Genomic DNA, 25,169 nt, shown 5'->3' on the forward strand with positions numbered 1-25,169 from the left:
CTAAAAGGCTCATCTTTGGCTTGACTTAGATGTATTTTATGACAACACGAAATATCTACCAGCTAGAGGCGATACTGTAAATTGATATCTGGTGGAGTGATTGTAGTTTACCAGCTAATTAGTTGAGGTTATTAACTGGTTTTTGAGTAGGAGCTATTGCTGTTTTGGGAATTTCAATGACTGGGTTGTTTAAAGCAACCATTAAAGGTAAATCTACAGCTACTGGCTGTGTAGCTTCTGGTGTCAATTCTGTCATTGGTCGTGTTTGTGCCATTTCCAGCATTCTGGATGAGTTACCTGGTAATAAACCAGAAATTGCCCCCAAAACACAAGCAGCTATGGCTGCACCACCAAATATTAAGCTGAACTGGTAACGGCGGTTAGCACGAGTCAATACTTGCTCAATCGTGGTTTCCGTTGATTGATTACCTGCGGGAATAGGTATATTATGCAAGCCTTGTCTGAGATTTAATAGTCTTTTATACAAACATTTGATAGAGGCATCTGTTGATAACCATTCTTCTACCTGCCTGCGTTCAGTAGCTGTTACTTCGCCATCTAGGTAGGCACTTAATAACTCGAAACAATCGCGCTTCTCCATATCCATAGTACCCGTTGATTCATTTTTAGTTCTCAATGGCAGAAAATATATATTTTCTTTGACAGACCTTAATATTTCTTAAATTCTGCCATAGAATTGAGGGAACATGATGTAGATTATGTATCTAGATAGCTTTGCAACTGAGTTTGTAATCTCGATCTAGCTCTAGCTATTCTAGATTTCACTGTTCCTAGTGAAACTCCGGTGATTTCAGCAATTTCTTCATAAGCCATCCCTTCAATTTCCCTAAGAACTATTGTAGTCCGAAAAACCTCTGGTAAATCCGCGATCGCTTCTCGCAACTGCTCATAAAATTCTCTGGTTGTCAGTTCCTCTTCAGGACCTGGCGTATCACCGGCAATTTCCCAATCCATTTCACCGTCATCTAACGTCCGCGGGGCATCCAGTGATAGGGGACTGGCGACCCGTTTGCGTTTGCGTAACTCATCATAGAACAAATTTGTGGCAATCCGACTTAACCAACCGCGGAATTTAGCAGGTTCTTGTAATCGGCTGATATTCCGATACACACGAATCCAAACTTCCTGGGCTAAATCGGCTCTGTCAGACCAATCAGGCGCTAAATGATATAACACTCGATCAACTTGAGTTTGATAGCGGCGTAACAGTTCTGCAAAGGCAGCACGGTCTGGACGCAATCCGACTTGACAGCGCAAAATGAGATCGTGGTTTGAAAGTTTGTCAACTTGCACCGATGCTGCTGGGTAGGTGGCATCAACTGTTGACCAAGATACACTAATGGATTGACTCATAGATAGGACTGGCTTTAAATCACTCCCCTCTATTAGACTGGATAATTAATCAAAAGTTCCTCAGTAAGGTGACGGATTTATAATCGGAACACGGAAATATAAATAAAAAGGAGTTTTCACAGGTTTCGCAATCGGAGTGTAGGTATGGGAAAAGAAGGAAAAAGATGACACGGATCAAGTCTTTGTTAAATTTAAAATAGTGATCAGTTTGACAACCGTCCACTAAAATACTTGATTGGTAATTGGTAGTTGGTAATTGGTAAAATTTTATTAAGTACCAGTTCTCAGATATGTCAGGGATAAATAATAGGCGATCGCAATGGCAAGAAATGAATCTGTAGTGACTATGGTCATGTTTCTCTGTTTTGGTACAGCAATTTTATCTCTGGCTGTCCATTTACAGACGAGGAGTACAACGGGACAGTTAAATCAATCTGCATCCACAGGAGTCTATAGGCAACGTTCACAAGTAGAAATGGGAGATAGTGCAATTGCTGCTTCTGTGCCTACCTCTCCTCAAAAATCCGCTGTGATCAATTTGGATTCTCCAGGGAAAACGCCTCAGTCAAGTTTAGCTACTGTTAGAGATGCTATAAATAACTCCAGAAAGCCAGTAACTGCACAAGATGGGACGCAAGTGGTGGTGGATTTAAGCGATCGCCGCGCCTATGTTTCTCGATATGATGAAGTGATAGCTAGTTACCCCATTGCTATAGGCAAAAAGGGTTGGGAAACACCAACCGGCAATTTTCAAATCATGCACAAAGAACACCATCCCATCTGGCGACATCCCATTACAGGTGCAATCTTTGAAGGTGGAACTGATAGTCCTTTAGGAGATAGATGGATTGGTTTTTGGTCAGATGGCCGTAACGAAATTGGTTTTCATGGTACACCAAATGTTGATTTAGTAGGCGCGGCTGTTTCTCATGGTTGTCTGAGAATGCGTAATTCTGATGTCAAAATGTTGTATAGCCAAGTGAGTATAGGTACACCAGTATTAGTGCGTGATTGAAAATTTGAGGATACATGACACCAATGCGATCGCTATATTCCGTCCTCAAATGGCGTAATCTTTGTATATTTCCGAATGAAGTGTGGAAAGCGGGGATACCATAAACTTAATGTCAATCATGATCAAGCCGTGACAGCAAACCCAATTAATCAATCAACTTCTGTTTTTCGATTGTCTCCCCTCATTCGGATCACACTGTTAAGTCTATATTTAGCATTGACTGTTCCTTTACCCTTCTTAGCACAAGCAACAGCCGCACCTACTCCCCCTTCATTATTATGGGTGGGAATTGGTTGCGGCTTTGTGTTGTTGTATGCGGTGTTGACTGAAAGGGTAATTTTAGATGAAGAAGGGATTAAAGTGACTTACCCAGCCTGGGTTCCCCGGTTTTTCCGTCCAGGTTGGAGTTTATCATGGTCAGATGTCAAAGAGTTAAAACCCCGTACTACTGGTCAAGGCGGTTTAGTCTATTATTTCCTGAGTCAAGATGGTAAAGCTTATTTATTACCCATGCGTGTGTCTGGATTTGCTAAGTTTGTAAATATAGTCCAAGCAAAAACAGGCATTGATACCACAGAGGTTCGCCCTCTATCACAACCTTGGATGTATTTAATTCTGTTAGCCTGTACCCTATTATTGCTTTTGGTAGATGTTTGGACTATTCAAACTGCTTTGTTAATGGGTAATTAATAATTATCAATTGTCAATTGTCAATTATCAATTGTTCCCTATGCTCAGGCTAGAATCTATAAATCTTTATCGGCAGTTACAGCATCAACACCAATACCCGATTTTACAGGATATTTCCTTTCGGGTATCACCAGGCGATCGCTTGGCCATTGTCGGTGAAGCTGGTGCTGGTAAAACTTCCTTATTACGCCTCATTAACCGCCTAAGTGAACCCACTAGCGGCAAAATTTATCTCGAAAATCAGGAATATCGCCAAATTCCCATTATCCAACTGCGTCAACAGGTAATGCTTGTACAACAAGAATCTAAGTTGTTGGGGATGACAGTTCAGGAAGCTTTGGCTTATCCTTTAATTCTGCGCGGTTTACCGAAGCAAACCATTCAGGAAAAAGTCAGTTATTGGCAAGAACAACTGCAAATTCCTGAACAATGGTTAGGACGAACTGAGGTGCAACTTTCTTCTGGACAAAGACAGTTAATTGCGATCGCTCGCGCCCTAGTCACCCAACCCCAAATTCTTCTCTTAGATGAGCCTACATCAGCCTTAGATGCCCCCAACTGCTCTAACTTAATCAATATCTTCACCCAACTAACTCAAACCCAATCAACGGCGATTTTGATGGTAAATCACCAAATAGATTTAGTTCAAGAGTTTTGTACCCATCTCTTACATCTTCAGCAAGGTCAATTAGTAGTCAATCAACCCGCTGCTGAGATAGACTGGGACAAGCTAACAACCAGCTTGATGCAAGCAGAAACTCAAGCACTAGCAGAATGGACTTAAATAATTGACAATTGACAATTGACAATTACCTGCTTTAAGAACTTTGAGTAGTTAGTACAGGGATTTGATTAGTAAATCTTTCTCTGGCTAATTTTGTTTGAGTTTGGGGAATGTTGACGTTCAAAATTTCCATGTTAAATCGGTATCCAACATTACGGATAGTTTGGATTAAGCTAGGTTGACGTGGATCAAGTTCCACCTTCTTCCGCAGCGATAAAACATGAGTATCAATGGTACGTGGGTTATCAATAGCGTCAGGCCAAGCACGACGCAGTAATTCCGCTCTACTCAAAGGCACTCCTCCAGCTTGTGCTAAAACATACAATAAACTGAATTCCTGGGGTGTTAAGTCAATAAATTCTCCTTGGAAACGAACACGACGCTGGACTAAATCAATTTGCAAACTACCATAATCTAAATAAGCTGGTGCAGTCGGTGTCCGGTTACGGCGCATAATTGCTTCAACCCTAGCCAGAAACTCTTGCATTCCAAAAGGTTTGCTTAAATAGTCATCTGCTCCCGCTTTCAAGCCGGCGACAATATCAGCTTCGTTTGTGCGAGCAGATAACATGAGAATTAACGGCTGTTGCTGACGATGTAACCAACGGCAAAACTCCACACCATCACCATCTGATAAATCCGCATCTAGAATGACTAGAGTTGGTTGATGACTGAGGAAAACTTCTTTTGCTTGATAAATACTGGCAGCTTGATGAACTCGGTATTCTAGTTGTTGCAAGTGCCAACCCAACAACGACCTCAGATGGGGATTCCCCTCAACAATTTCTATACAAACCGAACCCACAGTTGCAAGACCCCTTAGCGTTGATGAATCTCAAATTAACAATCTCATGCTCAAGGTTTTGTAGTTTTTGTTACTTGATTAAACATATCCTTTACATTTTCCTCAATAAAACCTTGCAAAAAATTTATTTTTTACTGTATTTGCAGCCAGGCTAGTAGATTTATTAAATTTTCATTACATTTATATATTAGCTCAAATTGTTATTTATCTATATTTAGGCAGGAAAAAGAGAAAATTACTTTCTTATCATCTGTCAGCGATTATTAAAGTTTATTTGTGGTCATTTGTCCTACTCCCTAAGAGATATGGTAAACTAACATAACAGTCATTTACCAAAAGGAGTAGCATAAAAATCACACCTGACTATTACCAAAGGTAGAGACGGCTTGTCCTCTATCCCTGTTGCAGCGAAAAATCCCTCAAACTTAATTATACAGATTTACGCATTAGTGCCTAGATTTGTATCTTCAAACAGCAAAACACAAAAATTGGCTAGAGATCAATTTAGCTCTGTAGTTGCCAATATTTCAAAGCAGACATTTCACAAAAAAATCGTTAAAATACCTTAGCAAATAACCATATTTACCATTTTTCGACTTAGAATCTAATTAAGTTTTTAGCTGCTGGGGGGTCTCACCCAAGGTGAAAAGATTAACTTATGAGTTAATACATAAAAGGGAAGTGATACTTCATTGAGCGTGAATCATCATCTACAAATTATCATTCCAACGAGATTAACACAGCAGTTATGCTCCAAGACACACAAACCATTCGGTACTACCAAAGACTGACTGACGCCTTCGTCGAATTATGGAATCGCGGTTATCGTATGGATGATATGCGGATGTATTTGGATGGATATCTCGCCGCACTTCGACATAGTAACGTGATTGAGCCTTTTTGGGTTCATCGCCTAGAAGAAGAAGCCAGCCGCTATTTGCACGATGTCTCTAATTTTGCCATGGTTCAACCAGAACCTGAAAAGCAACATGGATATTACTAACGAACCTACCTACCATGATTGGTAGTCTGCCGCTGTCTAGCGTAACACGTTTTTTGTATTCGTCAATAGACATCTAGCAGAAATTAAATATGCGTTTTCCAGAACCCCTGTAGAGTCGTTCCTTATGTATGGATTCTTGGCTCTACATTCTTTTTCACTAGATATCTAATAGGGTGTAGCAGTCTAAAAATTTGGAAAATACTGTAATTGATTAAACTATCCCCCTCACTGTCATCTGACTGAGGGGAATTTTGCTAAGTACCTGAGCAAAATTAATTCAACATTTGTGGAACAAACAAAAATCTCTATATTCCTTATCTATTCCCTAAATAATCAAAATAGTTGATGCTTTAACACAAGGTTAAGATAAAATATATTTCTCATTAAAACTTGCATTGTTTGTGCATAAAAATTTATTGATTAATTTTCACCTGCGTATAAAATATGCTAGATTACTGCAAGCTTATGAATATTCTCTAAGAGTGTTCCAAACAATAAATGATCCAAAACCAGAGATTGCTTCATTCCGCTCCGCTCCATATGGCTAACGCCACGCTCCGCGAACGCAATGACAATTGGGCATTTTTTTACTTGGAATACTCTAAAGAGATTGACATTAAATACACGGAAATTTAAGGTAAATATGGTGCAAATTCTTGACTCTACTTTGAGAGAAGGAGAACAAACTCCAGGAGTTTATTTTTCTCCAGAGAAAAAAATGGTAATTGCCCAGTTTTTAGATCAGATAGGAGTTGATATTATTGAAGCGGGTAATCCCGCAGTAGACAGTGAAATTGCTTTAGCTATCACAAGAATTTCCCAAGCAGGATTGAATGCTAAAATAGGCGCTCATTCCCTTTGTAAAATAGATAATGTGAGAAAAGCTTTGGATTGTGGTGTAGATTTTTTAGGTGTATTTTTTAGTGTTTCTAAAAAAAGATTACAACAAGATTACAATATTAATTTAGATGCAGCTATTGAAAAAATTATTGAAGTAGTTAGTTTTGCCAAAGAACAGAAGCATGACTTATTAATTAGATATACACCAGAAGATACAGTGCGATCGCCTATAGAAAATGTCATAGCCGCAGCCAGCGCAGCCGTAGAAGCAGGCGTGGATATAATTAGTATAGCAGATACTACAGGTTACACCACACCATTTCATCCCCAGCGCAGTATGTATTTTTATGTCAAAACTCTCAAAGAGGAACTAAAAAAACGTGGTTTGCATCCACAAATAGAAGTGCATTGTCATAATGATAAAGGTTTAGCTTTAGCTAATGCTCTAGATGCTTATAGAGCAGGTGCAGACATTATTGATGTCACCGCAATGGGATTAGGAGAAAGAGCCGGAATTGTTGATTTAGCCGAACTAATGATCAATTTAATAGATATGGGTGAAGAAGAAAAAAATTGGCAACTTAACACTATAGATGATTTATATAAATTTGTGAGTGAACATTCTCATATTTCCATTCCTCCCCATAAACCTATCACTGGTAAAAATGCCTTTACTCATTATGCAGGTGTTCATGTTAAAGCTATAGCGAAAGATGAGCAGCTTTATCAGAGTTTAAATCCGCATATTCTTGGTAAAAAAAGCAGCTTGGCATTAGGAATGCAATCAGGATATACTGCTGTGCAACTGGCTCTGAAGCAGATTGGTAAAGGGGATTTAGCTGAAAACCAAGATTTAGTAGGTAAAATTCTCCAAGAAATTAAAGTCATTGCTAAAAGAGGAACTCCCATTGATATAGAAAAAGAATTACCCTCAATTGTTTATCGCTGCTGTACTACCATTCATCCCATAACTAATGGAATTGCCACTTTTTCTCTTTAAGTTAGCCAATTTTGATACAATTTAAACTACAAAGTGACACCTTATTCTGTATTCATTTTCACCAGGGGTTTCTATGGAGATATTGAAATCAATTTTTGATTTATGCTTGTATCCATTCAAGCAAATACTCGTTTCAGATTCACAAATTTATTGGTTGTATCTGCTTTCTTCATTATTAATAGCACTGGTAATTTATTTACTAAGATTTATCAGTACAAAAGAACAAAAAAGCTTTCTAGAATACTTCTTTCCCAAAGAAATTTTTCTTCATAAATCAGCCATTCTGGATTATCAGAATTATGTGCCGATAATGTTGATGAAAAGCTTTATCTTAGTACCGTTTACTACGATACTTTCGGCAACCTTTATTGCGAATATGGTTAGCAAATCTCTAACCTATTTAACTGGAATCACTACTCTTTTTCCCATAAATGAATCCCTCATTTTGTACAATGTAGCTTTCAGTATTTTTGTCATAATAATTGTTGATTTTGGTTATTTCTACAATCATTATTTAAGACATAAAATTCCTCTATTCTGGGAATTTCATAAAATACATCACACTGCTGAAGTTCTGACTCCATTTACTTTATTCCGACACCATCCTCTTGACTATGTTGTTCAGACAATGACAGTTTCTATCTGTTCCGGCATAGGCATAGGATTATGGACTTATGTGTTTGGTAGTCAAAATCAAGCCTTATATATTAATGGCATTCCTGTTTTACTCTTTGCCTTTTATTTAACTGGTAACTTCCGCCATTCTCATATTTGGTTAGCTTTTCCCTATTGGATAAGTCATATCTTCATCAGTCCGGCTCAACATTATATTCATCACGCTAATGAGTCCAAGTATTACGATACAAATTACGGTAAGATATTCGCTTTTTGGGATTGGATATTTGGTACATTGTACGTGCCAAAACAATATGAAAAGTTAGATTTAGGTTTACCTAGTGAAGAAGGAAAGCCATTTAATAGTGTACTAAACTTCTATTGGCAACCATTTAAAGCTGTTTTTCATCAGCAACGAAATCAATAGCCTTTATCCTCACCATATTTGACTAAGAACACCCAATTATCAAAACAAATGCCAAAATAAAAACTAACCTTACCAATTATTTTGGATGTAAAGAGAGCTTTTACATCCAAAAAAAGTCTTGATATTCAAATGTTGTCGGTTCAAATAGAGAAAATAATAATGATATTAAAAATTCAGGAACAGGAATGTAGTGAGGTCAAGCAAAAAACACAAGTTACTAGTAAGTGGTGGACTATACTGGGCGTGAGTATTGGTGTATTCATTTTTTCCTTAGATGTTTATATAGTTAATCTGGCTCTACCAATTATGGTAGAATCCCTTCATACTACCTTTGCAATTAGTCAATGGGTGGTATTGAGCTACTTATTAGCAATATCTATTTTTGTCTTGAGTGCTTCTAAATTAGGCGATATGTGGAGCAAAAAAAAGTTGTACATTATCGGCATGATAGTGTTTACAATTAGCTCTTTGCTATGTGGACTTGCACCAAATATAGGTTTATTAATAGCTTTCCGTGGTTTTCAAGGACTAGGTGCTGCATTTATATCAGGACTGGGAACAGCAATGATTGTAGAAGCTTTTCCAGTAGAAGAACGAGGGCTTGGTTTAGGTATTCGGGCTGGAGTTTTTGGTTTAGGTATGATGCTAGGACCGACAATAGGAGGGATATTAATTACTCTAGGAGACTGGCCTTTAATCTTCTTTATTAATGTGCCAATTGGAATTTTAGGGATTTTAATTGTAGCCTATTTTGTCCCATCTTCTATTATCAATGGCAAAAAACAGCAGTTTAATGTGATAGGAACAATTTTTCTGACATTAATGTTAACCTGCTTGATTTTGGGAATAACCTTATTAGAAGAGCAAAATTATAACTTAAATATTGTCCTATTTTTACTATTATTATCTATTATTTCTTTAGTCCTTTTCCTGTTAGTAGAAACGCGGGCTTTAACCCCTATTCTAGATTGGAAGATGTTTAGCTCCCTCGATTTAAGTTTAGGTTTAGGATTGCGATTTATAGGTAACTTAGTGATTGCAGGTGCAATTTTCATCCTTCCTTTCTTTTTTAAGTTAGTCAAACAATATCCTCCTGACAAAACTGGTTTTTTATTAGCAATTCCACCGATTATTATTGTCTTAACAGCACCTATCGCAGGAATTCTTTCTGATAAATTTGGCTCACGGATTATTAGTCTAATAGGATTAGTCTTAATGGCTATAGGGTGTTTCTTAATTAGCACCTTTAACACAAAATTAACTATAGTCAACTATATGATTGCGATTGTCCCCTATGGTTTAGGAATAGGAATGTTTCAATCTCCTAATAATAGCGCCATTATGGGAGCAGCACCAAAAGATAGTTTAGGTATTACTTCAGGTTTATTATCACTATCAAGGATATTAGGACAAACTGTAGGTGTACCATTAGTGGGGGCTATATTTTCATTTGTAACTCTTAAAAACACTCAATTAACTAGAAATATTGATGTCACTACTGCACCAATTGCATCATTAGTCTTAGGAACACAAATTACCTTTCTGTTTATTGCCATTCTTTTACTTGTTTCCATAGTAGTTGCTATTTGTTTATGGTGGTTTAAAGAAAAGCCAGTATCACCAGAAAAGCTCATTTCTGATTAAGACTTATTTCTCGCTGTAAATTGATAGTTTCTTCAGATAATTGACACAATTCTTCTAAACATATCTTTTCTGCACTATACAATTCTGCCATTTTCTTTGTAGCAGCTTCTATAATTTCTTTACCGCTTCTGATTTGGATATTTAACTGATCTTGATTTCCATCAAAAATTACAAAGATTGAAATGTTTCTTCCCACCGTTTGTGCTGTACCTCGCACCTTAAAATCAGTAATAAATTTTCCTTCTGCGGGAACATGAAGAGGTAAATTTGCAGATTGAATCATTTCCTGTATATCTGTAAGTTCTAAACTAGAAATTGCCGGCATTTTTTCTTCAATATTCACAAATTTTGCTAAATCTGGTTGGTTAATGACAACATCATCTAATGATTCATATTGAAATGTAATTTTTCCTGCCAAATTATCAGTAATAGCGTAAATTTGCACAGAGTATGGAGGTTTAGGTACAGAACCTTGTGCATAGAATAAACTTCCCTCTGCGGTGACAGTAATTTGAGGTGTATCTGTTAGAGTTTGTAAAGATTGAAGATTAGCGATCGTACTTTTTACAAATACAGAATCAAGTCCTAAGATAGAAGCTAATTCATTAGCTGTAGGGGGAGGATTAAATTCCATACCAGCACGAATAATAAACTCTTCCAAAACATTAAATTTGCGAGGCTCTTTAATAGTTAATTCTAAAGAATTTTGAGTTACCGTATAGCGAAATTGACTCGCTGCTAAAACTGATAAACAAGAATTTTCAGCTTCAATTTTCTCAACTATATATTTTAAATTTTCATCAATCGGTTTAACTACAGAAGCAGGAAACATCAATAAAACCTCCATGATCATTAACAGTGTTTGCAACTTCAGAATACATAGTTCCTACTGTACCGGGTTTAGCTGTAAATAAATCGTGACAACCGACAATTACCAGTAGTTCTTGAGCGCGAGAAAAAGCCACATTCACCCGTTCTGGTTTATTTGCAAATCCCACATCTCCTTGAGGGTTATTCCGCACCATACTCACAATTACCACCGCTCTTTCCATACCTTGAAATCTATCAACTGTCCCCGTTCTAATTTGTAAAGAAGGGAAAAGTTCAGATTGTAGACGTTCATCAATTTTTCTTAATTGAGCGCCATAAAATGTAATTATAGCTATTTCTTTTTTAGCTTCTCCATTCGCAACTTTATCAACCCAAACATTTTCAAACTGCTGACAGATACTTTCAATCACATCAATTTCTTTAGTATTAAAAAATGAAGTTCCATTTCGTTCTTCTTGAAACTCATTTTCTCTCGGCATTTTCACCCAAATTAAATGATGATATGGTTGAATAATTTCACCTGCTAAATTGTGAGCGCGTTTAGTATCAGGTTCTAAAATTCCACATTCTAATTTACCATGATAAAATTGATTAATTGCTCCCATAATCATGGGGTGCATTCGATATTGAGTATTCAGCATTTTTTTAATGCTTTTATCAGCAGTTTCAAACTGACTTTTAAATAAGGATTCTTCTAAAAATTGCAATTCTTCTCTAGAATTACCCATTGTTTTAGCAACTTCTTCCACAGTGCTAGTATCAAGCATAGGTGGTAATTGTCTATGATCTCCTACCATGACCAATTTTTTACCTTTTAAAGCTGGAATTAGCAATTCTGGAGGAGTGCATTTGCTAACTTCATCAATAATCACAACATCAAAAGATTGAAATTCTTCAGAAAAATTATAATTTGCAGCTTGAACGCAAGTAATACCAACAACGTTAGCATTATCTAAATAAATTCCCCTTAAATCTTTGCTATCTCGTTCTGAAGGTTGACGCAATTTTGCAACCCAATCTTGAACAAAGTTTTGATATTTATGCAGATAATTTTCTTCACTTTTTAGCTGTCGTTTCCATGACTTGAATTTATTTTGAATAGTGCATAAAGAGTCTGAATCAAATAAATTATCATTAGATAATTCTGGTTTTAATTTATCTGGTATTGTTTGCCAAATTGACTCCCACCAATTCCGTTCTCTAATTAAACTATCTGATAACTGTAATTGTAATTTCTTTTGTAAATCAGATATTTTTATTTGCAGTTCTTCAAGTTCTTGTGTATAAATATTAGTTTCTTCTTGCAAATTTATACTTTCCTGGTTTAACGAGTCTTTAATTGTTTCTAAAATAGTAAAAGGTTTGAAGGATGAAATCAGAGTATCTAGTTGATTAATGCGATTTTCCCAAAACTTAACTTGTTGGCAAAATTCCTGGGGTTTTTCCCAAATATTTGCTTGTCTATTTAGGTATTTTTCTACTAAAACCCGGAATGGATTGGGAATATTTGGCTGTTTATGAAGTGCTTTTAAGTTATTGATAAGTTCTGCAAGTTTTAAATTAGCAGATTCTTTAGTTTTCTTTACCTGAATTTTAGCTTCAGATATTTGTGCTGAGGAAATTTCATTTTGAGGAAGTTCTTGAAATTGCTGTTGTAAAATTTCTAATTGTTGTTCAGCTTCGGTTTTAACTCTTAAAACACACTGACGCGCATGAACTAAGATAATATCTAGTAATTCTTGGGTAATGCGGGTAAGAGTCGCTTCAATATTATTCCATTCAAAGGATTTACTATAGGTTTTTTCCAATCTAATTAAAAATACTTGAGTATTTTCAACTAGCAATTTTCGCTGTTTGGGGTTGAGAAGTGGATAATTTTGAAATTCTTGATAGGTTTTTTGCCATTTAATTTGATCATTTTTTGATAATACTATGGGAATTTGGCTAAAACTTTGCTGTAAAAAATAACTAAAATCATGTTTTTTGCCTTTTCTATCCGTAAAATTCCCGGCTATTTCATAAGATAGGGCTTTTGTTAATAATCCCCACTCTGGTAAACTGATTTGATAATTTTGGGGAACAATAGTTAATTTTAATGTTTTCGCAAACATCAATAAACCTAATGGTAAACCTACCATACTTTCTGTTAATTCAAAATCAGATTCTTGACATTCTTTCAATGCTTGATACAAATTATTATAAGCTGTAGGTTTCCATTCAACAATGGCTTCAACAATATAATCAATTTCCCGTTTGCGATTTTCCCAAATTTTAATTGTTGGCTGTAAATCGTTTTGGTTACTAGATTTTTGATGATCTGTTTCTAATTTCTCCAAAGCCAGAGAATGCTGTTGGAAAATATAAACTAGTTCTGCTACTTCGGAAATAGCTAAAGCCAGATTATTCGCATCTTTTAATCCGGCTTTAAATTCAGAAAGATGTGTTGTGATATTTTCCTGTAACCAAACTGCTAAACCAAATGCACCTAAACTTGGATGCACAAAACCAAGTTCTTCAATATATTTAATAGCTTGACGGACATTTTCTCGAAAATCTTCTACTTCTTTGTTATTTTTTGTATAAGGCTTAATACGGGGTAAAAAATCTTTCATTTCTGAAGATTCCCAGTCTATGTTTGTGGTATTTATTAGAATATTTTCTAACCCAGTAATTAAGGATGCAATTTCATTTTTATTTACTAAGCTTTGATTATATTCAATTTCTTGATTTTGATAACTTGTCTCTAAATTTTCTTTCTCATTTTTAAGTTCATTTTGTTGTTGGTTTAATTCTTCTTCAGCTAGAAAATAATCTGTAAATCGTGGTAATAATGGTAATAATTTATTGATGTTTGTGATATTCTCTCGACGTTGACTGAGATTATTTTCACAGTCGGTAGCGGTGTTTTGCAACCATGTACCAATTACTTGATCTTCTAAAAATGGTTGTCCTTCTTCTCCCACTTTTTCAGCACGTCCTTTTCTGACAGCGCGAATAACGGGATTGTGAACTAAGCGACTGAGAGCGTTATCAACTGCTAAATTGGCTTGAGAGGTAATTAATGTTCTTCCCCCGCGCAATGCTACTTGATAGCAAATTTCGGCAATTACGGTAGTTTTTCCTGTCCCTGGAGGTCCTTGAATCAGAACTAAATCTTCTGCGGAAAGTACCTTTTCGACTGCGGCTTTTTGTCCAGGATTAGCAGAAGATAATAATAAGTCTTTGGATTTTAGTTTAATTCTTTTTGTAATTGTTCTAGCTTGAGAAGCGTCAAATAGGAAGTTACCCAAATAGGGGTTTTGTGTGCGTCCTTGTCTTAATTGTTCTAAAGCTTTTTCTTTACGTTCAATTTGTTTGATGTCTCCAGCAGCATCAAAAAATAAGTACCCCTTATTAGGAAGTTGATAATTACCTTTAGCTATATATTCGATTATTTCACGTTCTAATCGAATATGAACCAGATTATGTTTTTGATCAATTTTTTCAATAGTTCCTAGTTGACGACTGTTACGGCGATTTCTGTCGGTAGGTACGGAATCTAAAAATTTCACTTCCTGATTTTTGGCTTTTTTTACTCGTTCCCAAAAGTTCTCTACACCTAAAAAATGTTCTTCAGAACCGTCTAGTGTGGCTGAATTGACTTTAAGTTCTAAAGCGATTTGTCGGGAATTTGAGCCGTAATTATGACTGAGGAAAGATACACAAAATTGTCGGGATTTGGCAATACGTTCTTCAACTTTTAAAAAGGCTTTCCAGGCTTTGAGTTGATCTTCTGTAGGGACATGATTTCCGCAAATTGGCATATTTTTTATTTTTGCCAATACTGTTTTCGGAATATCCAAACGATGTTGATGATTGGGAATTAGCCGCAACCAATAAGGTAAAGCATAACCGTCAATGTTTCCCCGCGATTCTTGGATTAAATAAGCTGATAAAATTTTAAATCCGCCATTTCCATCTTGACGAATAGCAGCTTTCATTCCTAAAGTTTTACCTAGTTTTTTGAGTCTTGGTGGTAATTGAAAGTTATCTTGATCTGTAGCTATAGTTAATTCCCAAATTTCTTCTCCTGGTTCTTTACCTGTTCCTTGACGACGAATATAAAACAAGCCGGGGGTTTTTCCCACTAAATCAAATAATAATTCATTAGCACGTTCTCGCCGTTCTCGAAAGTCAGGATATAATTGTAGTGATGATTGACCTTCAAAATGGCGAACTAAATTATCAACTGCTGAACCTATGAACGTATAACCGCAATCTTCTATCTTTGTTTTACTATTCATAGTTTTGATAAATAATAGTAGTAATAAATAATTTAAAGTTCAAAAATAAATCTGAAATCATATCATAATTTAAGATATATCAGGTGTTGGGTTGCGTTCCTTAACCCAACCTACACCTAATAGTTGATATTAAGAAGCTAGTGCTACTTCTACAACTTGTTGTAATTCACCTTTGTTGTACATTTCAATGAGAATATCAGAACCGCCAACAAATTCGCCGTTAATGTATACTTGGGGAATTGTAGGCCATTCTGAATATTCTTTGATTCCTTGACGAATTTCACTATCTGCAAGTACGTCAAGGGTTTCAAAGGGAACTCCCAAGGTATTGAGAATTTGGACAACGTTATTAGAGAAACCACATTGGGGCATTAATTTGTTGCCCTTCATGAAAACCATAATTTTGTTTTGTTGTACCAAGTTATCAATTTTTTCTTTGGTTTCTGGTGTCATGATTAGTTATTTCCTGTGTTGCTGAAAGTGATTAGTCAAGAGTTGAGACAATTCTAGATTTTGTTTTTTGAGACAAAATCCCTAATTTTAAATTAGTTTGTGGCTTGCCAAGTTTCAGGAGTGTAGGTTTTAAGTGCTAAAGCATGAATTGCGTCGGTTGACATAGCTTGTCGCAATGCACCGTACACTAGCTGGTGTTGTTGCACCAGTCCTTTATCTGCAAACTGCGATGAAACTACTGTTACTTGATAGTGATCACCACCACCTGTCAAGTCTTGTACTTGCACTTGGGCATCTGGCAGTTGTGCCTTGATCATTCCCTCCACCTGTTGCGGACTTATCATCGCAATTCCTGAAAAAACTTACTTCTCTATTATTAACAGATATGTAACGATTGCCTGTTGCTCATTAGCATTTGCTGATTATTTCTTACCTTGACGAGGATAAGGTGCATCCACAAAACCTAGTTCAAATAATTGTTGATAAGCTTTTGTACCTAATTCTCTGGTGGGGTTTTGACTTTTGATGATTTGTACTAGTAAAGGTACGGCCAATTCTGGCTGATTTTGCGCTCGATGGACTAAGGCTAGTTGATAGGTGGCTTCATCTCGTTTTTGAGCAGTTGCTAAGGCTCTTTGGCGTTGGGAATCGGATACACGAATATCAATGCCGGCAAAACTGGAATTTAGGTCTTGATAGAAGCTGGATAATTGATTATATACCTGGCGTGCTTCTTGGAGTTTTTTGGCTGCTAGGGGGTAGTTTTGATTAGCAACCGCTTGGGCTGCATCGTTCATTAAGCGATCGCCTCCTTCAATACTCAAGACACTATTACTAGGTCCAGTGGGGCTGAGGGTATTAGGTTTATCTGCTTCAGTGGGTTGTGCTTGACTAATAATAACTGATAAGTTTTGGACTTGAGCCTGGGCAGGTGATAGCAGTCCCAGAACTGTAATAAGTGACAAAGACGTGAAGCGAATTAAGGGCGCAACAGCAACATTCATGAGGTTCATTAGGGCAAAAATTATATAAAAAATATTGAGAAACTCTGTGTATCTTAACTCTGTTTGTCCATCAAGTCGTTTTTGATCTAGTGCTTGTTCCCTTTGTGGTTTTTATGGTGATTTGCAAAAAAAACAGGAAAGTCGGAGAATTTGGCAACGAAAAGGCCAACCTTCCCACAGGCTGGCCTCTCAAAAAAATGTTGTTCGCGTTATCTTCTTAGTAGAGTCAAAACCAAATTGCGCGTTCCCAAAATTCAACGGGCAACCTTTCTTAACAAGATTGTAACAGCCAGTACAGTTTTTTCATGAAAATATCTTAAAAAATATCTGTCCTGAGTGAGGAGATTTTCTATTCTAGGGTAGATGACAGAAGAGGCAGGGAGCAGGGGGGCAAGGGAGCAGGGGAGCAGGGGCAGGGGAAACCCTATTTATTTTTCTTCTTCAATGCGTGACAGCTTAGGCTGGAAAGTATTTAGGGAGCTAAGTTTTATCACCAATGACAGATTGCGGTTTTCCCCAAATAATAGTTTCTTGTTTATAAACCACAAGTCCTGGTTTCGTTCCTTTGGGTTTGTAGACGTGCTTGGGTTGGGTGTACACTACCGGTACTTGGTCACTTTGACGGGCGCGACTGAAATAAGCTGCTAGGTTGGCTGTAAATTGTAAATCAGCTTCTTCGGCGACTGTACCGGGTTCTAGACGGAGGAGGGTATGACTTCCGGGAATTTCTTGGGCGTGAAACCACAAATCATAATCCCCGGCTACACGAAAGGTTAGTTGGTCATTTTGGAGATTATTGCGACCGATAAGGACTTCAAAGCCGCTGGGAGTGCGGTAACGATGGAAATTGGTGCTGGGAGTGTTGGCGCTGCGGCTGCGATATTCTGGGTCTTCTAGATATTTTTGCCCAATTAGTTCATCACGGATTTCTTCTAAAGCTTGTAAATCTTCTGGGGTTTGATAGTTGTCTAGCTGAGAAATGGTTGCTTCTACTTGTTCCAAATAGTCAATTTCTGCTTGGACTGCAAATAGTAGTGGTTCGACAGCGGCACGGGCGCGTTTAAGTTTTTGGTGCTGTTTGTAAAGCTTTTGGGCATTTTGAACGGCGTTTTTATCTGGGAAGAGGGCGATCGCTCTTAGTTCTCCAGTTTCAAAATCTGGGAGGCTAATTTCTTGCATTCCCGGTTGCCAGTGGTGGAGATGTGCCATTAATAAATCAGCTTTTTGGCGATATTCCTCTGCTTGATCTGATTGTTGCAAGCGATCGCTAAAAGTTTTGGCTTTGGTGCGTAATTTACCGAGAATATTCACCAATTTCTGACTTAATTGATGACGCAGTTGCACAAATACTTGTTGATTCAACTGGTCAGTATAATAACGGTAAATTAACTCTTGAATACTATTAGCTGGTGCGACTCCTCCCCAACCCATGACAGTATATCCATTGTCTGTCCAGGCTGGTTGAAATTTACCTGCTTCTAAAGCTTGTAGCCATTCTTGCCAGCGGTGAAATAAGTTTTGCCAATCATTGGCAGTCAGGGCATCAGTATTTGTATCTGGTGTAATATTTGCGGCTAAAAGCATCGTATCCAGCAAAGCTGCACTCAAACCACTATAACTTTTGAGTAACTGTCGTTTAATACCACCAGGAACTAAACTTACCCGTTCTTGCCAGCGTTCTAGAGACTCGCTAAAACTAGGGATTTTGCCTGTTAGTTTAGGAGGTGTTTCGTAATTTTGTCCAGTTTGGATAGGACGAACGCTAGATTGTTGCTGACTAACTTGATGGGCAGCGGTGATAATTTCATTACTAGCATCAGTCAAAATCACATTACTGTATTTACCCATCACTTCTGCATAGACGTGATAGAGAGCGTTTTCCCCAGGACGACGAGCAAATTGCAAATCAATCACCCGTTCCCAAGGAGAAATAGCTTCAATTCCTACTAAGGCCAATCCACCCAACTGATGTCTTAACTGTTGGCTGAAAGTAAAAGTATCTGGGTTACGTGGTGGTGGATCACCAATACAAATATGAGCAGCTTGGGGATGCCAGCAAACTTCCAGCCAACCCCGTTGATTTAAAGTTCGTAAAGCAATAGCAATAGTATAGCGATCGCGTTGATATACCTGTTCTGTGCGTGCAGGCAACCAGTTCGCGCGGATTTCGCTACAAGCAGCAGTTAAAGCAGTAAAGTCAAGGGGTTGCAAAATAATTAGTTACAATAACGAAGTTTTTCTTACTAATTAGGTTATCAGCAAATCCCAAAAGCCGGAAATAATGACTATAACATTCTTCTTCTTTTCCGATTTTCAGGCTGTGTTCTCCGCAAAGGGACTACTTCTGCTTCACTACTTTCCCTAGCTACGCGAATTAATAATGCCGAAGATACCAAACTGGAAATCATGGAATTACCACCATAACTAAACATGGGTAGAGGTAAACCTGTAGTAGGTAGCGCACCTGTTGTGACACCAATATGTAATAATGACTGTCCAACCATGACAACCACTACACCAATCGCTACTAATTGGGATGTCAAATTTTTGGACTTGATGGCAATGATTAATCCTAAAGTAGCAAATATGGCTAACAATATTAATAGTAAAATCCCACCAACAAAACCAAATTCTTCCGAAAAAATTGCAAAGATAAAATCAGTATCTTGAATTGGTAAATAAAACAGCTTTTGTTGAGAAAGTCCAAACCCAACTCCCCATGTTTGCCCTGAACCTACAGCTAATAAACTTTGTACTAACTGATAGCCGTCTCCTGTGGCATCAGCCCAAGGATTGAGAAAGGACATAATTCGTTTACGTTGATATTCTTTAATACTAATACTGAGTAATGCTAACATTACCCCACCAATAGCTGTTCCTCCCAAGTATTTAGTCGGTATTCCTGCCGCTAAAGCAATAAACCAAATTGTCATTCCACAAAGTGCTGTTGTACTTAAATTAGGTTGAGCAAGAATTCCTAACAAAACCAGACAGAAAACACCCAACCAAGATAAACGAATTCCCCAGTTAAGTTTTTCCCACTGACTAAAAAGAGTCGCACTTTGTAAAACTAAAAATGGTTTAATTAATTCTGATGGTTGGATAGGAATTGGTCCAATGGCTATCCATCTAGCTGCATCAAAGGCTTTTCTTCCTAATCCTGGTACTAAAGTTAGAAAAATTAACATCAGGAAAAATATCAAAAACCAATGAGCTACTCCCAAAATTTTCCGTAATGGCAAATTAACAATGATATTGAAAATAATTAAGGCAGCAAAGGCCCAAATAAGTTGACGTTTGAAATAAAATAAACCATCACCTTGACGGTCATCAGCTACAACATAGGATGCGGAAAAAAGGATAATTAAGCCAATAGACATCCACAGAAATGTTAACCAGCGCAATAACCGTGCTTCTAAAGCCCAGCTAGAGACAGAATCATCAAAAAATGGTATGAAACGGAGTAGATTCACAATATTTGTCAGTTGTTAGTTGTCAGTTGTCAGTGGTAATGCTTATTTATCAATTACCAATTACCTACTTAAATCAATACTAAATTATCTCGGTGAATCACAGTATCTACACCTTCATAACCTAAAATTGCCGGAATTTCCCGTGAATGTCTTCCGCAAATTTTCTGCAATTCCTTGCTATTATAATTCACCAATCCTCTAGCTATTTCTTGTCCATTATTGTCATACAACTGCACAGCTTCTTGATTGTCAAATTCCCCTTCTACAGCTTTAATTCCCGCTGCTAATAAAGATTTTCCGCCTTGAACAATAGCTATAATTGCTCCTGCATCTAAATATAATTTTCCCCCTGGTATTAAACCATAAGCTATCCAGCGTTTCCTGGCTGAAGTTGGTTCTGGTTGGGGTGTAAAGTGTGTACCAATCAGTTCCCCTTGAATAATTTTTTCAATGTTGCGGGGAAAACGCCCTTGGGTAATGACTGTACGGATACCAGCAGCGATCGCAATTCTAGCCGCAGAAATTTTAGTCATCATCCCCCCAGTCCCCCATTGAGAACCCTGTCCCCCAGTTTGAATCTGTAATTCTGTCAGTTCTTGCATACTACTAACTAAACTAATCGGTTTAGCATCGGGTACGGAACGAGGATCGGCTGAGTATAATTTATCAACATCCGTTAACAAAAATAGCCAATCTGCTTCTACTAAACTGGCTACTAATGCAGACAAGGTATCATTATCCCCAAATTTTAATTCTTCTACTGCTACTGTATCATTTTCATTAACTATGGGAATGACTCCTAAACCCAGTAATTCTTGAAAAGTATTATTGGCATTAAGATAGCGGCTACGTTGTACTAAATCTGCTCTGGTTAATAATACTTGAGCAATGGGTTGTTGTAAAGTAGTGAATAAATCATCATATATCCGCATTAATCGACCTTGCCCAACTGCTGCTACAGCCTGTTTTAAAGCTATGGTTTTAGGACGTTCTGTTAAACCTAACCGCGCACAACCTATTCCCACAGCACCGGAGGAAACTAAAATTACCTGATGTCCTTGTCGTCTCAAATCACTGAGAGTTTCCGCTAAAGTAGCAATGCTAGAAAGGGCTAATTGTCCCGTTTCTGGTTGAGTTAGGCTAGAAGTACCGATTTTAACAACTATTGTTTTGGTCATTAGTCAGTTGACATTGATACATAAAAAATTGTACAGCGCCAATCCATCTATAGTGAAGGTTGACGCTGTACGGGTTTATATTTATCTATTATCTGCTAGGGTCTTTTTTGGCTGACCCTGATGTTATTAACATTAATAATCGCTGATTTTGGGGAAACTATAGAATTTCTTAAGTATTTCTTTAGGTTTACTTTCCTGACGAATTATAAATATTTATGAATTTTTGTATCTTTTTCAGTAAATAGCACAATAAATACTTATACAGAAATCCTATTTAAGTCTAAAATAAAACAATATATTCGTTTTTTACTGAAATCTCATTACGAAATTTGTATATTTTGTCTATAAACTTAATCAAACAAAGTATTTACAATCACGTTGAAATATGATTGCATACTAATTAATATATCTCTTGCTACATCAAGTAGTGAGATTGACGTTAATAAATTAACTATTGATACTCCCATAACTAGACATTGATTAGCTAATTCGTGGTTTAGGCTTAGAAAATAACAGAGGGAAACTGAATGGTAATGAATATTGATGCTAAATTAAACAATGCCCGCACCCTATTAAACGAATTAGGTAACTCAATTGCTAACTTAGTTAATTCCTCTCCTGATGTATTTGCAGATCCGGGAATTAAATCAGCTTTAGACGGTTTTTTAGATGCTTTTGAAGAAGCGGTAGAAAGATTAGAAAATCCCAGTTTTCGTATTGCTACTATTGGTACAACATCCTCTGGAAAATCAACTATAGTTAATGCTTTAATAGGGCGAAAAATTGCCCCCATAGAAGCAGGAGAAATGAGTGGAGGAGTTTTAACACTCAAACATTCTCAAGAGTCAAAATTAATTATTGAAAAAACCACAGATGCAGCTTGGGAAACAGGAGAATGGACGGGATTAACTGATGATGATTTATATCAACGTATTCGTTCAGTCATGCACTCCTATCATGAAGCCAGACAAAAACGCGAATATGTTGCACCCCAAATAACTGCTTATGTTCCTTTATTACCAGCTTGTGATCCTTTTTTATTAGGTTTACCTCCAGGAATAGGCGTAGAATTAATTGATTTACCTGGTTTAAAATCAGTACAAGATCGGGCTAATTTGGCAACTATTCAACAGCAAGTAAATAAGGCTTTTAGTTTAGTTGCTTTGGACTATATGCAGATAGATGATAGTCATAGAAAACGATTATTAGAAGAATTAAAAAAGGTTGTTGAATATTTACAAGGGCGTACAGACTCGATGATTTTTATTTTAAATCGAGTTGATCAACGTGGTGCGGATGATTTACCTTTAGAAGTGCGAATTAATAAGTTAAGGGAAGAAATTAAAGAGACATTATCACTGGCTGAATTGCCTGATGTTTTACCATTTAATGCTCGTCTTTTATATTATGCCCAATGTGCTTGGGGTGCTGGTGCTTTAAATAAACCTTCAACAGTTGATTCTAAATTAAGATTAGAAAATTTAGAAAAGATGTTTCAAGATTGTGCTGGAGTAATTAAGCTAAATCTTAAAGGTAATAAGGATTTAAAATATTGGTTTTTGGAAGTTGAAGAGAAAGTTGAAAATAATGAAATAATTGATGATGAAACCATGTTAAAAATCCTTATTCATTCTTTAGAATGGAGTGGAGGTAAGGAACTATGGCGACGTTTTAAGGTCAGAGTAGAAGAATCATTTGATAAGTTGGTAATTTTTCCTGCATTAGTAGAAGTATTTGAAAACTATTCAGCTTTATCAGAAGTATTAGATGTTTTGATTCAAACACGAAAAATTGACAATCAACAACAAGTAGAACTAGAAAGAGATAAAATAGCTAAAATTCGTCGAGATTTACAGGCAAATATCAATCAAGTTATTCAAGATTTTCAGAAACAAAGTGAATTGATAATAGAAATACTCGAAACGAATGATCCAAAAAAGATGGTTAATCTAAAAAAAAGACATGAGGAATTATTTGGAAATTTATCCCCTTTACTCGACACTGCTAATAAAGTAGGAACAGATATAACTATAGATTTAATTGTTCCCGTGCGGGATGCTTTAAAAAATAATTCAGGAGTTTTTGAATTAAGAGATAAACTTCAGGAAGTTACATCACCTGCATTAGCTGATGATATTGCTAGAAACTATGATAATGTTAGTCGCAGATTAAGTAAGTTTTCTCCACAATCAGAATACTTGTTTAAAAGTGTAAGGGCTGATGATGAAACTGCTAAGAAAGAACTTGAACATGATGAACGCTATCTTAGGCTACTCTATCACTGTATGAGACAAGCTATGTCAACAAGGGCAGAATTTTTTCTACAAGGAAAAGCACAACAGTTTTATGAATTTTTAAACTTTTTAGTTAATCAACAAGTTGAATTATTGACAATTTGCTTATCAGAAGAGATTTTTGCTTCTTCAATTAATATTGAAAAAGCAACTATCAGTAATTTCCTCAAAAAATTATCTCAAATTCCACTTACTTTACCAGAAGAATTGTTTGATTTAGAAGATAAGATTAAACAAAATCGTGCTAAGAAAAAGGAGGTGGTTGGACAAAAAACTGAATATGTACAACGTACAAAGACAGAATATGAAAATTACACAGAATACTATCAAAGTGGTTCGTGTTATAAAAGCACAAAAAGTAGAACCGAAAGCAGACCAGTTACTCGTAATTACACAGAAACAGTAACTCGTGATATTACTGCGGACGTTGAATATGTCGAATTATTTCTACCATCTCCAGATTTAATGGCGAAACAATGGTTAAGCGGTATTGAAAAAGGCAAAGGTAGTTTATGGAATATTTTATTTGATTGGATTTGTCAAAGATTAGAAGAAGTCAGTAGTATTTTTTCAGAATCAGTCAATGAGATTACTGATTTAACTGAACGTGCTTTAGAACAGCAATTAATGATTATTGAGGAAAACTTTGAACAAGAAAAAGAATTTTGGAAGAAATTTGATATTGAAAAAGATAGTATAAACACAATTTGTAAAACACTAAAGGAGGAATACAGTAAGTTCTAATTCTGATCTGATAAAATTGGTTACACCATCTAACTCGCACTCTAAAATACCTTTGTTTTACACACTTTCAAAACCTAAATTATTATGAAACACAATAATGGATCTGAATCTAATATATTCCAAGAATTGGGACAAAAAATCATGGATGTTGGTAAATCACTTGTAAAGATTGGGGAATCTATTATTCAAAACAACTCTGAAAAACAAGAAATAGAAAAACCACCACAAAAAGATAAGAGGATACAAACAACTCGTAGAACAGTAACAACACCTCCTCAACCTGTTTATAATCCTCCCTCTCCCATAGTCCAAAAAAACACTAAACATTTTTTAGTGTTAGTTCTATCAGTTTCAAATAAATACTTTCTGGAATTGCTGGACAATCAAAAAATCATTGAGGCAAATAATACAAATCAACTAATGAAAATGACAAAGTTTATCTGCTTAGGTTCTAATAATCAACATCAGCAAATAGAATTGGCTTTTGATAAGTATTCAGTATCAGAAATACAAGAATCTCCAGATGACATTGTTTTATTGTATATTACACTTGAAAAATATCATGAGGGGTTTAAACCTAATAAAAATCAGCTAGATAGATATGATGCTTTTAGTAGTTTAACTTCTATAACTGATTTTCACATATCTCCTAGATTAAAAATGGAAGCATTAGATGTTCTTGAATTTTATAGTCTCTAACATAGGTCTATGA

At 36.4% G+C, this 25,169-nt stretch carries 20 protein-coding genes; 9 read left to right on the plus strand and 11 right to left on the minus strand.

The window, feature by feature from the left end; genetic code table 11:
- Nucleotides 1-118 precede the first annotated feature (118 nt).
- The gene (locus FJR04_RS14005) at nt 119-601 is read right to left on the minus strand and encodes an anti-sigma factor (protein ID WP_168495740.1); all 483 of its coding nucleotides are present in this window, start codon (nt 599-601) and stop codon (nt 119-121) included.
- A gap of 116 nt (nt 602-717) precedes the next feature.
- Nucleotides 718-1,374: a sigma-70 family RNA polymerase sigma factor gene (locus FJR04_RS14010; protein WP_168495742.1), complete on the minus strand. Its 657-nt coding sequence runs from the start codon at nt 1,372-1,374 to the stop codon at nt 718-720.
- 313 nt (nt 1,375-1,687) lie between these two features.
- Between FJR04_RS14010 and FJR04_RS14015 the strand changes: the two genes are divergently transcribed.
- The 3 genes from FJR04_RS14015 (at nt 1,688) to FJR04_RS14025 (ending at nt 3,863) form a co-directional block, all read left to right on the plus strand.
- Nucleotides 1,688-2,389, plus strand: coding sequence for a L,D-transpeptidase (locus FJR04_RS14015; protein ID WP_168495845.1), 702 nt, complete (start codon nt 1,688-1,690; stop codon nt 2,387-2,389).
- Between the two features lie 129 nt (nt 2,390-2,518).
- On the plus strand, nt 2,519-3,079 hold the full coding sequence (locus FJR04_RS14020; protein ID WP_168495744.1) for a hypothetical protein: 561 nt from the start codon (nt 2,519-2,521) through the stop codon (nt 3,077-3,079).
- A gap of 40 nt (nt 3,080-3,119) precedes the next feature.
- Complete coding sequence (locus FJR04_RS14025) at nt 3,120-3,863, plus strand: ATP-binding cassette domain-containing protein (protein ID WP_168495746.1); 744 nt, start codon at nt 3,120-3,122, stop codon at nt 3,861-3,863.
- A 34-nt stretch (nt 3,864-3,897) separates the two neighbouring features.
- Here FJR04_RS14025 and FJR04_RS14030 read toward each other — a convergent pair whose 3' ends face one another.
- Nucleotides 3,898-4,668, minus strand: a complete 771-nt coding sequence (locus tag FJR04_RS14030; protein WP_168495748.1) for a response regulator transcription factor — start codon at nt 4,666-4,668, stop codon at nt 3,898-3,900.
- A gap of 748 nt (nt 4,669-5,416) precedes the next feature.
- Between FJR04_RS14030 and FJR04_RS14035 the strand changes: the two genes are divergently transcribed.
- The 4 genes from FJR04_RS14035 (at nt 5,417) to FJR04_RS14050 (ending at nt 10,197) form a co-directional block, all read left to right on the plus strand.
- Entirely contained in the window at nt 5,417-5,671 is a 255-nt protein-coding gene (locus FJR04_RS14035) for a DUF6761 family protein (protein WP_168495750.1), read from the plus strand.
- A gap of 643 nt (nt 5,672-6,314) precedes the next feature.
- Nucleotides 6,315-7,511, plus strand: a complete 1,197-nt coding sequence (locus FJR04_RS14040; RefSeq protein WP_168495752.1) for a LeuA family protein — start codon at nt 6,315-6,317, stop codon at nt 7,509-7,511.
- A 73-nt stretch (nt 7,512-7,584) separates the two neighbouring features.
- Complete coding sequence (locus FJR04_RS14045; RefSeq protein ID WP_168495754.1) at nt 7,585-8,553, plus strand: sterol desaturase family protein; 969 nt, start codon at nt 7,585-7,587, stop codon at nt 8,551-8,553.
- A 159-nt stretch (nt 8,554-8,712) separates the two neighbouring features.
- Entirely contained in the window at nt 8,713-10,197 is a 1,485-nt protein-coding gene (locus FJR04_RS14050; RefSeq protein ID WP_254445288.1) for an MFS transporter, read from the plus strand.
- On the opposite strand, the gene FJR04_RS14055 is transcribed toward FJR04_RS14050, so the two are convergent.
- The 8 genes from FJR04_RS14055 to proB all read right to left on the minus strand — a co-directional run bounded on the left by FJR04_RS14055 (nt 10,184) and on the right by proB (nt 21,419).
- Entirely contained in the window at nt 10,184-11,029 is an 846-nt protein-coding gene (locus FJR04_RS14055; protein WP_217359370.1) for a hypothetical protein, read from the minus strand. The genes FJR04_RS14050 and FJR04_RS14055 overlap by 14 nt on opposite strands.
- Nucleotides 11,007-15,311 (minus strand): AAA domain-containing protein, encoded by a 4,305-nt coding sequence (locus tag FJR04_RS14060; RefSeq protein WP_168495758.1) that lies wholly within the window; start codon nt 15,309-15,311, stop codon nt 11,007-11,009. Before FJR04_RS14060 ends, FJR04_RS14055 begins: the two co-directional genes overlap by 23 nt.
- A 129-nt stretch (nt 15,312-15,440) precedes the next feature.
- A complete protein-coding gene (gene grxD, locus FJR04_RS14065; protein WP_168495760.1) occupies nt 15,441-15,764 on the minus strand; it encodes a Grx4 family monothiol glutaredoxin in 324 nt (107 codons plus the stop codon).
- Between the two features lie 92 nt (nt 15,765-15,856).
- Nucleotides 15,857-16,108, minus strand: a complete 252-nt coding sequence (locus FJR04_RS14070) for a BolA family protein (RefSeq protein ID WP_168495762.1) — start codon at nt 16,106-16,108, stop codon at nt 15,857-15,859.
- Between the two features lie 78 nt (nt 16,109-16,186).
- Nucleotides 16,187-16,768: a hypothetical protein gene (locus tag FJR04_RS14075; protein WP_168495763.1), complete on the minus strand. Its 582-nt coding sequence runs from the start codon at nt 16,766-16,768 to the stop codon at nt 16,187-16,189.
- Nucleotides 16,769-17,248: 480 nt separating this feature from the next.
- Nucleotides 17,249-18,979 carry an NFACT family protein gene (locus tag FJR04_RS14080; RefSeq protein ID WP_168495765.1) on the minus strand — a complete coding sequence of 577 codons (1,731 nt, stop codon included), beginning with the start codon at nt 18,977-18,979 and terminating at the stop codon, nt 17,249-17,251.
- A 74-nt stretch (nt 18,980-19,053) separates the two neighbouring features.
- Nucleotides 19,054-20,241 carry an FtsW/RodA/SpoVE family cell cycle protein gene (locus FJR04_RS14085; protein ID WP_168495767.1) on the minus strand — a complete coding sequence of 396 codons (1,188 nt, stop codon included), beginning with the start codon at nt 20,239-20,241 and terminating at the stop codon, nt 19,054-19,056.
- Nucleotides 20,242-20,309: 68 nt separating this feature from the next.
- Nucleotides 20,310-21,419, minus strand: coding sequence for a glutamate 5-kinase (gene proB, locus FJR04_RS14090; protein ID WP_168495769.1), 1,110 nt, complete (start codon nt 21,417-21,419; stop codon nt 20,310-20,312).
- A gap of 527 nt (nt 21,420-21,946) precedes the next feature.
- On the opposite strand from proB, the gene FJR04_RS14095 reads away from it, so the two are divergent.
- Both FJR04_RS14095 and FJR04_RS14100 read left to right on the plus strand, forming a co-directional pair.
- Nucleotides 21,947-24,457 (plus strand): dynamin family protein, encoded by a 2,511-nt coding sequence (locus tag FJR04_RS14095; protein ID WP_168495771.1) that lies wholly within the window; start codon nt 21,947-21,949, stop codon nt 24,455-24,457.
- A gap of 84 nt (nt 24,458-24,541) precedes the next feature.
- Entirely contained in the window at nt 24,542-25,156 is a 615-nt protein-coding gene (locus FJR04_RS14100; protein WP_168495773.1) for a hypothetical protein, read from the plus strand.
- Nucleotides 25,157-25,169: the final 13 nt, after the last annotated feature.

Source organism: Anabaena sp. UHCC 0204, assembly GCF_009711975.1.
Lineage (GTDB): Bacteria > Cyanobacteriota > Cyanobacteriia > Cyanobacteriales > Nostocaceae > Dolichospermum.